Source organism: Thermodesulfobacteriota bacterium (assembly GCA_040756475.1).
In the GTDB taxonomy this organism is placed as follows: Bacteria; Desulfobacterota; Deferrisomatia; order Deferrisomatales; family JACRMM01; genus JBFLZB01.
This window is the reverse complement of record JBFLZB010000156.1, coordinates 1-10,928: the sequence shown is the minus strand read 5'-3', so window position 1 is coordinate 10,928 and position 10,928 is coordinate 1. Positions and strand designations below refer to the sequence as shown.

Annotated in this window: 7 protein-coding genes; 3 read left to right on the top strand and 4 right to left on the bottom strand. The window is 70.0% G+C overall.

Translation table 11 applies throughout. The features are described 5' to 3' along the window. The first annotated feature begins 226 nt into the window (after positions 1-226). The 3 genes from AB1578_17960 (at position 227) to AB1578_17950 (ending at position 5,904) form a co-directional block, all read left to right on the top strand. Positions 227-3,229, top strand: a complete 3,003-nt coding sequence (locus AB1578_17960; GenBank protein ID MEW6489779.1) for an NAD-glutamate dehydrogenase domain-containing protein — start codon at positions 227-229, stop codon at positions 3,227-3,229. A gap of 517 nt (positions 3,230-3,746) precedes the next feature. Further along, complete coding sequence (locus AB1578_17955; protein ID MEW6489778.1) at positions 3,747-3,965, top strand: 4Fe-4S dicluster domain-containing protein; 219 nt, start codon at positions 3,747-3,749, stop codon at positions 3,963-3,965. 19 nt (positions 3,966-3,984) lie between these two features. Next, positions 3,985-5,904: an aldehyde ferredoxin oxidoreductase C-terminal domain-containing protein gene (locus AB1578_17950; protein ID MEW6489777.1), complete on the top strand. Its 1,920-nt coding sequence runs from the start codon at positions 3,985-3,987 to the stop codon at positions 5,902-5,904. A gap of 75 nt (positions 5,905-5,979) precedes the next feature. Here AB1578_17950 and AB1578_17945 read toward each other — a convergent pair whose 3' ends face one another. The 4 genes from AB1578_17945 to AB1578_17930 all read right to left on the bottom strand — a co-directional run bounded on the left by AB1578_17945 (position 5,980) and on the right by AB1578_17930 (position 10,707). After that, the gene (locus AB1578_17945; GenBank protein MEW6489776.1) at positions 5,980-7,356 is read right to left on the bottom strand and encodes a DUF4340 domain-containing protein; all 1,377 of its coding nucleotides are present in this window, start codon (positions 7,354-7,356) and stop codon (positions 5,980-5,982) included. 90 nt (positions 7,357-7,446) lie between these two features. Beyond that, positions 7,447-8,991 carry a GldG family protein gene (locus AB1578_17940; protein ID MEW6489775.1) on the bottom strand — a complete coding sequence of 515 codons (1,545 nt, stop codon included), beginning with the start codon at positions 8,989-8,991 and terminating at the stop codon, positions 7,447-7,449. Between the two features lie 4 nt (positions 8,992-8,995). Then, positions 8,996-9,775, bottom strand: a complete 780-nt coding sequence (locus AB1578_17935) for an ABC transporter permease subunit (protein ID MEW6489774.1) — start codon at positions 9,773-9,775, stop codon at positions 8,996-8,998. Further along, positions 9,772-10,707, bottom strand: a complete 936-nt coding sequence (locus tag AB1578_17930) for an ABC transporter ATP-binding protein (protein ID MEW6489773.1) — start codon at positions 10,705-10,707, stop codon at positions 9,772-9,774. The genes AB1578_17935 and AB1578_17930 overlap by 4 nt, the downstream gene beginning before the upstream one ends. Between the last annotated feature and the right edge of the window lie 221 nt (positions 10,708-10,928).

The window sequence follows — 10,928 nt, the reverse complement described above, 5'->3', positions numbered from 1 at the left end:
GGGAATCGTCCCACCCTGCGGCGATCTCTCCCTCTCCCCCCTGGGGGGGAGAGGGCTGGGGTGAGGGGGCGAGCTGGCGCGGCGGCCCGGGAACCACCCCTCACCCTGACCCTCTCCCCTTGAGGGGAGAGGGATCACAACGGCCGCGATCGGAATCGAGACCGATTTCGATTTCGATACCGATAGCGATTTCGATTTCGATCGAGGGGGGGAACAGGGAGGACCCATGAATCCCCAAGCCCGGCGCCGCACCCACCGCCTCTTTCGCCAGGCCCTGCGGGCCCACGGAGAGTCTGCGTCTCGGAGCCTCGCGTGGCTCCAGGAGTGCATGCATCCCTACTTTTTCATCACCATGGCCGACGACCCGGCCGCCGTGGTCAACCTGGCCTCGGGGCTGGCGTCCCTGGCGGAAGACAGGCGGATCACCCTGGTGGACCGGGAGAAGAAGCTCGTCTGGGCGTGCCTGAACCGCCCCGGTTCGGTCTACGAGGCGCTCCTGGCCCTTCCCAGCCGGCCCCTCTCCTACGCCGAGATCACCCACTCCTACCGGCCGATTCCCGAGCTGTGCTGCGAGGTGGAGATCCAGCGCTTCGAGTTCGACCGCAAGCCCCACGCGCTCATCGCCCAGGCGGGGCCGGCCCCGGCCCCCGCGTCCACCCGCCGGGCCGTGGCCCGGGCGCTCCGCGCCCTCTACCCCACCTTCGACTTCGGGGAGCTCGACAAGTGCCTGGGCCTCCTGTGGCGCAACGACGAGGCCTACGTGCGGATCTCTCCCCCCGAGCGGGTGGCCCGGGTGCTGTGGCTCTACCAGCAGGGCCGCCGCCACGACGGCCTCTTCCTCGACGTGGAGAACACCCAGGACGTGCTCCACCACCGGGAGTCGCGGCTGCTCTTTGCCGTGGGCAACCCCGACGAGCGCGGGTTCCTGGCCCAGGTGCTCGAGGTCTTCCACCGCCTCGGCCTCGCGGTGCGCCGGTCCTACTGCCTGCTCGTCTCCACCGGCGTCCACCCCTACTTCCTCGGCACCTTCTACGTCACGACCCGGGACGGCGGCCTCCTGGAGAAGCACTCGGAGCTCTTTCGCACCCTCCAGGCCGAGCTCTACAACACCCAGATCCTTTCCACCGCGGGCCACACCTATACTGGATTCGTGGCGGACCGGGTGATGACGGGAGAAGAAGCCTCCCTCACCAACGCCCTCGTCGCCTTCTGCCACACGAGCCTCGCCCACGCCCAGCCCGACCGCTTCGACCTGGGGGAGGTCCGGCGGGCCTTCCACGCGAGCCCCGACGTGTGCCTGGCCCTGGCCCGGCTCTTCCGGGCCCGGTTCGACCCCGACGTGGCCGACCGGGACGCAGCCTGCGCCGAGGCCCTGGCCGCCGCCGAGGCCCTGGTCTCGGGCTACAACACCGGCCACCGCCACCTGGACGAGGTGCGCCGCACGATCTTCCGCACGGCGCTGCTGCTCGCCACCCGCACCCTCAAGACGAACTTCTTCGTCCCCGAGAAGCACGCCCTGGCCTTCCGCCTCGACCCCGCCTATCTCAAGGACCTGGGAGAGGAGCTCACGGCCGATCTTCCGGCGGGCGACCCCTTCCGGGTCACCTTCTTCTACGGCCGCCACGGGGCCGGCTACCACGTGGGCTTCTCCGACATCGCCCGGGGCGGGTGGCGCACGGTGCTGTGCCGCTCTGCCGACGACTTCCTCACCGCCACCAACACCCTCTTTCGCGAGGTGTACGTGCTGGCCCACACCCAGCACCTCAAGAACAAGGACATCTACGAGGGCGGCTCCAAGATGGTGGTGGCCCTCGACGTCTCGGACCTGGCCGCCCCGGCGGAGGCGGAGCTCCGGACCCAGCGGCTCTACAAGCTCCAGTACGGGTTCCTCAACGCCTTCCTGGACCTCTTCGTGACGCACAACGGCCGCGCCCGCCACCCCCGGGTCGTGGACTACTACGGGGAGGACGAGCCCATCGAGCTCGGCCCCGACGAGAACATGCACGACGCCATGATCGAGCTCATCGCCCGCCAGGCCGCCGGACGCGGGTACCTGCTGGGAAAGGGGATCATGTCCAGCAAGCGGGTGGGCATCAACCACAAGGAGTACGGGGTCACCTCGCTGGGGGTCGTCACCATGGCGGAGACCGTCCTGCGGGAGCTGGGGATCGAGCCCCGGACCGACCCCTTCGACGTCACCCTCACCGGCGGCACCAACGGCGACGTGGCGGGAAACGCCATGCGGCTGCTGCTGACCCGGTGTCCCCGGGCGCGCCTCAAGGTCATCGTGGCGGGCTCGGGGGCGCTCTTCGATCCAGAGGGGGCCGACCGGGAGGAGCTCTCGCGCCTGATCCTCCAGGCCGACCTCGACGCCTTCGACCCCGGGCGCCTCCACCCGGGCGGGTTCCTCCTCCTGCGCCGGGGCCGGCGCCAGGAAGGCTTGAAGGAGCTCTACCGCAAGCTCCGGCGCACCCCTTCGGGGGTCGAGGAGCAGTGGGTCACCGCCGACGACTTCCACCGGGAGTTCGACGGCCTCATCACCTCCGTACCGGCAGACCTCTTCGTCCCCGGCGGCGGCCGGCCGGAGACGGTGGACGCCAACAACGTGGGCCGCTTCTTCCGGGAGGACGGCACGGCGCTGGTGGGTGCGGTGGTAGAGGGGGCCAACTCGTTCGTCACCCCCGCCGCCCGGGCGGAACTCCAGCGCCGCGGGGTGGTGGTGCTGCGCGACGCCTCGGCCAACAAGTGCGGCGTCATCTCCTCCTCCTACGAGATCCTGGCCAACCTGCTCCTGAGCGACGCCGAGTTCCTGGCCCGGAAGGCCGCATACGTGGCCGACGTGCTGGCCATCCTCGAGATGCGGGCGGAGGAGGAGGCCCGCCTCATCTTCCGGCGCCACCGGGAGGCCGGAGGCACGCGCCTCTACACCGAGATCTCCGACGCCCTGAGCGCCGAGATCAACGCCCACTACGAGCGCCTCTTCGCCTTCTTCCTTGCCCACCCCGGGCTGGCCGCCGACCCCCTGATGCGCCGGGTGCTCCTGGCCCACCTGCCCGCCCTGGTGGGCCGCGACCCGGCGCTGCGCCGCCGCGTGGGCCGGCTGCCCCTCAAGATCCGCTGCGCCATCCTCGCCGTAGAGCTCGCCACCGCCATCGTCTACCGGGGCGGCTGGGAGCCGGACCTGGCTACCAGCGTGCGGGAGTATGCGAAACGGCAGTTCGGGGGGTAGGCGAAGCGAACCTTCTCGCCCTGCCCGCTGAATTCGCGGAAGCGCCCGGGAAGCGCGCCCATGTCCCGCAGCCCGCTCGCCCGGATGCGGGTGGGCAATGGCACCAGGATTTCGACGACCTCGCTGACAGCCCTGCGCCGCCGATGCCGTGGTGGCGACCGCTGCCCGCTCGAACTCGAGCAGTCGCGAGTGGCGAAAGATTTGCATGCACAATGAACCGCTGCACATGCAAAGGCGAAGACGCAGGCTCCCCGGAAGAGACTGGCACCGACGGTTTTCCCTTGATGGAAGCCGGTCTAGGGAGCTCCTCCTGACGTCTCGCGTTCCACGGCGGCAGACGGGAAAAGCTCCTCCAGGTACGATCCTGCGTCAGAGTGGGATCCTGTCGTGTCTCTTTCTGGGAAGCTCCCCCGCGAGCGCAGCGCTGACAACCGCTTCGAACGCACGGGACGGCAGCCCAACGGTTCTGGACCACCGCAGGAACGGCTGTAAGAAGGCCACGAGAAAGGAGACAGAGATGCTCACCATCGCCGCGCCGCAAAACTGCTCCGGGTGCAGGCTCTGCGCCCTGGCCTGCTCGTTCGAGAACACCCGCGCGTTCAGCCTCGCGGCTGCCAGCATTCGCATCGAGAGGGTCAAGAACGAGAACGCCTTTCAGCCTCGCGTTCTCGACGAGTGCACCGGGTGCGGGCTGTGCGTGCCCTTCTGCGAGTATGGCGTGCTGGCGGAAGCCTGAGCGAACGAGGAGAGCGATCATGGCACAGGGCGGATATCTGGGAAAGATGCTCCACGTGGACGTGGGATCGGGCGCTGCAAGGTCCGAAGCGCTGCCGCGCGACTGGCTGCGGGACTACCTCGGGGGCGGGTGTGCCAACGCGAGGTTGGCGCTGGACCTCATCCCCCGGGGCACCCCCCCGCTCTCTCCAGCCAACAGCCTCATCTTCGGGAGCGGCCCGTTCGTGGGAACCCTGATCCCCGGAGCGGGCAAATCCAACGTCACCTATCGGTCCCCGCTTACCGGCTTGCTGGGCTCCAGCGGCGGCGGCCATCTCGGCATGCTGCGGATGGCCGGCTTCGACCACCTCGCCGTTACGGGTTGCTCCCAGGGGCCCGTGTACCTGCGCATCGAGGACGACGACGTACAGCTGCGCGACGCCTCCGGCCTGTGGGGGATGGACACCTACGACACCGCGGAGGCACTGTGGGATCGAGAGGGCGGTGACTGCATGGTCATGGCCATCGGGCCCGCCGGCGAAAACCTCCTCGCCGCGGCGGGGATCGTCGTGGACAAGTGCACGGCGTACGCGCGGGGGGGCTCGGGTGCGGTGATGGGCTCGAAGAAGCTCAAAGCCATCGTCGTGCGCGGCACAGGGAGCATCCCGGTGGCGGACGCGACCCGGTTCTCCTCGGTCCTGCGCACGGCCTACGAGCAGTTTCGGGCGCAGCCGGGCCTGGCCGATTGGCGCAGGATGGGCACCCTCATCAGCCTGGAAGGCATGACCAAGTTGGGCCTCATCCCGGGCCGGAACTACCAGGGAACCGCTCCTGATTCCACGCAGGCGGGCTTTTCGGTCGAGGCCTTCTTGCAGGATTTCAAGCAGGGGGACGTGGCCTGCATGAGCTGCCCCGTGGGCTGCAAGCACCACATCAAGCCCCGGGTCGGAAGGCACTCCGGAGACTCCATGGCCATCGGCTGCGTCAACTCGGTCGTACAGAGCCTGGGCAGCTACTGCGACATCCGCGGCTGGGAAGACATTCTCTCCCTGGGCCGCACCTGCAACCGGATGGGAATCGACTGGTACGAGTTCGCCGACATGTTCGCCCTGGTGGCAGAGCTTCAGGAAAAGGGGCTCGTCAGCTCCCAGCAGACGGACGGCATCGACTTTCGGTGGGGTTCGGCGGAGGCTGCCGCCCGAATGCTCGACAAGATGGTGCGGCGAGACGGTTTCGGGGAAGCCTTTGCGCAGGGCATCCGAGGCGTGCTCCAGGTTCTCGGGCCGCAATTCGCCCCGCACGCGGTCGAGGTCAAGGGGATGGGGGTCATGCTCGATCCGCGGGCGGTCCTCTCCTGCGACGCCTTCAGCCAGATGGTGAACCCGCGGGGCGGCCACGGGAGCATGGTCAGTTTCACCATGATGGGGGGAGCGCCCGACAAGATGCGCGGCCGCACCCAGAAGTACGCCGAGCGAATCGGGGCGCCCCCGGACGCGGTCGGGCGCGTCACCCAGGGGCCCGCAGGGTACAGCGTGGGCCGGCTCACCAAGTGGGTCGAGGACTTCAGCTTCGCCATGGACGCCCTGGGCGTCTGCACCTTCGCCATGTACCAGCGATTCGACATGCCCTTGTGGGCCGAGCTGTACCGCACCTTGACCGGCCTGGAGATCACGCCGGCGCAGATCCTTCAGGGTGGCGAACGGGGGCTCAACGCCAAGCGGGCCTTTAATGCCCGGGAAGGCGCCACCCGAGCCGACGATCGGCCCCCAGCCAAGTTCGTGCGGGAAGCCCTACAGGTCCAGGGTTCGGACCGCCCGCCTCTCGGGGAGGCCTTCTTCGAGGGTCTGGTGGCCGACTACTACGACGAGCGGGGCTGGTCCCCGCAGGGCGCCCTCTCTTCCGCGACGATGAAGGATCTGGGCTTGGCGCCGCCCGCCCTTCTCCACCGGCCCACACTGTAGGCAGCTGCCCGAGGCCCGGTCAACCCGAACCCGGGATCGCACAGAAGAGGGAGGCAGCGTAGACGGGAGCGCGCGCTACTCGTCCGGGGCGGGAGAGGCTTGGGCGGGGCGGGCAGCGTCGAACAGGCCGCGGGCGCCCTCCAGGTATTCCTCGGGCATGCGGTACACCGGGCCGGAACCGCCGGCGCGGGCGTAGAGCTCGCCTCCCAGCTCCCCGAGCGTGAAGCCCTGTTCGGCGCCGTCCTCGCCGACGACGCGCGCGGAGAGGAGGGGGGCGGCCAGGCCGTACTCGGCTGGGGCCCCCTCGGGCACGCCGTCGATCACCTCGGCGGCGGCGGCGCTCTCCAGCACCCGCAGGTAGTCCTGGAGGGCGGCAAACTCCTCGCCCTCCACGAGGGAGCCGCCCCGGGCCCAGACGCCCTCGGCCTTTTCGTAGGCTAGGGGTTCGGGGCGATCGGCCAGGGCGAGCTCGAGGCGCTCCACCTTCCAGGCCTTCACGAGCACGGGCTTGCGGCGGCGCAGGGACTCGGCCGGGACCTCCAGGGCGTCCAGCACGTCGCTGCCCACGGTGAACAGGGCGTCGCGGCCGTCCCGGGCCGCCCAGGCGGCGCCCTCCACCGAGGCGAGCCGCAGCAGCGCCTGGGTGCCGTCCTCGGCCACGAGGGTCACGGCCGTGCCCCCGGCCAGCGCCGCCTCGGCCCGGGCGGGCTCTTCATCCAGGAACCGGCTGATCCGGGCCCACCGGAGCTTGTCGGTGAGGCGGCTGACGGCGTCGGGGTCGGCCTGCGCGCCGGAAGCCTCCGCCAGGCCGGCCTCCAGGGTCCAGGTCTCGCCGGAGCGGGCCAGGCGCACGGTCTCCCCCTCCGGACGGCGAAGCTCCAGGGCGGACAGGCCCGTCCAGGGGAAGTCGGCGAGCACGTCCTTGCTGCGAAGCTCCGAGGGCTCTTCCAGGAAAGGGCCCACCGCCGAGGCCGAGACCAGGCGCACGGGCCCCTGCCCGGCCCGCACGTAGCGGGCGTCGCCCGCCGGATTGAGGCCCCCCACGGCCAGGGACACGACCGCGTCGGGACCCGCCGCCCGCACGGCCACCTCGGGCTCGGCGAGCCCGAAGGGCGCTAGGTCCGCCCCGGCCTCGGCCACCTCGCGCTGGCCCTTGAGGGCCCCCAGGTCCGCAAGCAGCGTGCGCACCCGGCCCTCGTCGGCCCGGTCCTCCCAGGGTTCCGCCACGGACCAGGTGCCGTCCGCCCCCCGGACCACCCGCACGGATCCCCGGGCCCCCGACCCCTCAAGGGAGAGCTCGGTCATCGCGTCGGCGGAAACGCCCGGGAAGAGGAGCCCCTCTGCCTTCTCGGCCTCCTGCTTCGCCTCCCGGCGCGGCTCCTCCACGAAGTAGAAGTACCCGCCCAGGGCGGCGAGCACGGCGAGCATGATCCAGGTGGATTTGAATTTCATCGAGGCTGCTCGTTGCGGGTTGCAGGTTGGGGAGGAGCCGCATCGGACCGATCCGACGGATCCGACCGATCGGTCGGATCGGCACCGCTCTTACAAATTCCTCCGCCGCCACCAGATGCCCAAGCCGGCGAGCACGAGCACGAGCGGCGCCACCACCACGCTGCCGTAGAAGAGGGTGGCGCCCTGGGCCCGGGTGAGCACGAGGGGGGAGGGCCTGGTGTCTTTCGGGCGGATGGAGATCAGGTCTTCCTCCTTGGCCAGGTAGCTCACCAGGTTCTGGAAGAAGTCGCCGTTGCCCGAGAAGCCGAAGTTGGTGTTGTCGGCGAAGTCCGAGTCGCCCACCACCGCGAGCTGGGTGTCCGGCTGGCCGTCCTCGCCCCGGCGCTCCACCAGGGCGGCCACGGTGAGGGGCCCCTTGTGGTCCTGGGTGGGGTCGAAGGCGGCCTTGTCGCTTACGAGGTCGGTCTCGCCCCAGGACTGGGCGGTCGTGCGAGCCAGGGGGTGGAAGGTCACGCCCTCGGGGAGGGCGGACTCCCCCAGGCTCCGGGCCAGGGGCAGGAAGGTGGCGAGCTGGAAGCCCCGGGTGATCTCGTGGGGCGGGTACTCGGTGACGATGGGGGTGGTGTAGGAGCCCCCGAAGAGCCGGCTCATGGTGTCGATGATCAGGTCGCCCCGGGCGGTCACGCCCCAGCCCTCGAGCAGGGGCTCCAGGCCCGTGTCGGTCTGGGGGTCCAGGAGCACCAGGGCCTTTCCGCCGCCCTCCAGGAAGGCGGAGAGCGCCGCGAGCTCGGAGTCGAGCACCGGCTTGGCCGGGCCGGCTGCTACCAGCACCGCGCAGTCCTCCGGCACCTCGGGATCGCGCAGGAGGAGGACCTCCCGGGCGGCAAACCCCTGGTCCTCCAGGGCCCGGCGGGCCGCCGCGTAGCCCGTGCGCTGGGTATCCTCGATGCTGCGCTCCCCGTGGCCGGAGAGGAAGCACACGGTCTTCCTCCCCTCGCGGCTCACCCGCACCAGGGCGTTGGTGAGGGCCTCCTCGGAGGTCTCGGTGATGCGGTAGCTCTGGTCGCCGCTCTCGAACACGGTGGTGCCGTACTCGCGGATGCCGTGCTGGCGCGCCAAGGCGGGGTTGCGGTCGGGGTCGGTGAAGGTCGCCTGGAGGCGGGTGGTGTGCCCGGCGTAGTCGTCCAGGAGCCGCCGCATCCGCTCCCGCCCCTCGGAGGCCTCGGCGAAGAAGGCGGTGACCTGCACGTCGCGCTGGAGCCCCCGGAGCACCTTCACCGTCTGCTCCGAGAGGGTAAAGCGCTTGTCCTCCGTGAGGTCCCACCGGACATTGTGCCGCACGGCCAGGAGGTTGAGCAGCACCAGGATCCCCGCGAAGGCGAGCGTGATGGCCACGGCGTTGGCCCCGTACCGGGCCGCCCGGCTCCCCGGAACCCGGGCTACCAGCCGCCGCTCGGCGATGAAGAAGAAGAACAGCGCCGCCCCGCCGGCCACGGCCAGCACCGCGAGCACGCCCTTCTGGGTCGGATAGTAGGCGGCCACGAAGACCGCGGCCAGCACCAGGAGCGCCCCGGCGATGCCCGCCATCTTGCTCGTGTTCCGCGCGGTGACGCGGGGGTGGTCCAAGGGGGTCATGCGCTCACCTCCAGCGGGCCGAGTCGAGCACGCGGTGGGTCAGGAACAGGCCGAAGGCCGAAACCGAGACGTAGTAGGCGACGTGCTGGAGCTCCACCACCCCCCGGAGGAAGGGGTCGAGGTGCGTGATGATCGAGATGTGCTCGAAGAGCGGCCCCAGCTCGCCCCCGGTCTGGGACGCCCACCCCAGGAGCCAGAAGACGAGCAGGATGCCGAAGGTGAGCACCGCGGCCACCACCTGGTTCTCCGTGAGGCTCGACGCAAACAGGCCGAAAGAGACGAAGGCGCCCGTGAGGAGCACCATCCCGAGGTAGCTCGTGAGGATGGGCCCCCAGTCCAGCGATCCGTAGGTCCAGACCATGAGCGGCATGTAGGCCGTAAGGAAGAGGACCGCCGAGAGCAGCAGGAGCGCGGCCGCGTACTTGCCCGCCACGATCTCCCCCAGGCGCACGGGCGAGGTGAAGAGGAGCTGGGCGGTGCGGCCCTTCTTCTCTTCCGCCAGGAGCCGCATGGTGACGATGGGCACGAGCAGCAGCAGCGTCACCGCCATGTTGTGGAAGGTGGGCTCGAAGACCAGGCGGTTGACGTTGAGCTGCCCCAACTGGTCCATCTGGCCCATCTGCTGGAACTGGAGCAGCTGGAAGCTCTGGAGGGTATACCAGGCCATGACGTTGTAGAAGAGGAGCCCCGTCACGGCAAGGAATACCGTGGCAACCACCCAGGCCACGGGGGAGACGAGGTAGGTGCGCAGCTCCTTCGCAGCGATGATCAGCGCCCGGCTCATGCCGTGCCCTCCTTCTCCTCGGTGGTGAGGCGCAGGAACACCTCCTCCAGGCTTACGGCCACCCCGGCGAGCTCCAGGAGGCCCGCGCCGCTCTCCACGGCGGCCCGGGCCACCTCTTCGCGAAGGTCCCGGTCCTGGCGGGCCTCCACCCGGTAGGCCCCGTCGGATTCCTGGTGCACCGCCAGCACCCCCGGCAGCGCGAGCAGGGTGTCGGCGAGCTCCGGCCCCGGCCGACGCACCTTGAGCAGGATGCGCCGGCTCGTGCCCACCTGCAGGGAGAGGTTCTCGTAGGTGTCCACCGCCACGATGGACCCCTCGTTGATGATGATGATGCGCTGGCAGGTGGCCGTGACCTCGGGGAGGATGTGGGTGGAGAGCACCACCGTGTGCTCCCGGGCCAGATCCTGGATGAGGCCCCGGATCTCGATGATCTGGGCGGGGTCGAGGCCCACGGTGGGCTCGTCGAGGATGAGGACCGGGGGGTTGTGGATGAGGGCCTGGGCCAGCCCCACCCGCTGGCGGTACCCCTTGGAGAGGTTGCCGATGAGGCGCCCGGCCACGTCACCCAGCCCGCACTTTTCCATGACCCGGGCCCGGGCGGCCTTGACCTCGCCCCGTGCGAGCCCCTTGAGGCGTCCGGCGTAGGCCAGGTACTCCTCCACCGTGAGCTCCGGGTAGACCGGCGGCTCCTCGGGCAGGTAGCCGACGCTGCGCTTCACCGCGAGGGGAGCGTCGAAGATGTCGTGGCCGGCGACGCGCGCGGTGCCCGACGAGGGGGGCAGGAAACAGGTGAGGATCTTCATGGCGGTGGTCTTCCCCGCCCCGTTGGGGCCCAGCAGCCCCACGATCTCGCCTTGCTCCACCCGGAACGAGACCTCCCGCAGGGCCTGCACCTCGCCGTAGTACTTGGTCAGGTTCTCCGCCTGGATCATGGATCCCTCCTGTGACGCCCGGCCCCAGGCGCGAACCTCGCCAGCGACCGGGGAACGGCCCCATACCTTCGCACCACAAGATGAAACGGAGATTAAGGAGGAATTAGATTGCTCTCACGGCAGGCCAAAAGGGCGCCGCGGCGCCGGCGCTTCTCTCACGGACCACGGACGGCAGGCCACGGACAAGGAACCACGGACAAAGGACCACGGACCACGGACCA

Excerpts from the sequence above, each read along its gene's own strand:
- AB1578_17960 (MEW6489779.1), top strand. The coding sequence starts at position 227 with ATGAATCCCCAAGCCCGGCGCCGCACCCACCGCCTCTTTCGCCAGGCC.
- AB1578_17955 (MEW6489778.1), top strand. The coding sequence starts at position 3,747 with ATGCTCACCATCGCCGCGCCGCAAAACTGCTCCGGGTGCAGGCTCTGC.
- AB1578_17950 (MEW6489777.1), top strand. The coding sequence starts at position 3,985 with ATGGCACAGGGCGGATATCTGGGAAAGATGCTCCACGTGGACGTGGGA.
- AB1578_17945 (MEW6489776.1), bottom strand. The coding sequence starts at position 7,356 with ATGAAATTCAAATCCACCTGGATCATGCTCGCCGTGCTCGCCGCCCTG.
- AB1578_17940 (MEW6489775.1), bottom strand. The coding sequence starts at position 8,991 with ATGACCCCCTTGGACCACCCCCGCGTCACCGCGCGGAACACGAGCAAG.
- AB1578_17935 (MEW6489774.1), bottom strand. The coding sequence starts at position 9,775 with ATGAGCCGGGCGCTGATCATCGCTGCGAAGGAGCTGCGCACCTACCTC.
- AB1578_17930 (MEW6489773.1), bottom strand. The coding sequence starts at position 10,707 with ATGATCCAGGCGGAGAACCTGACCAAGTACTACGGCGAGGTGCAGGCC.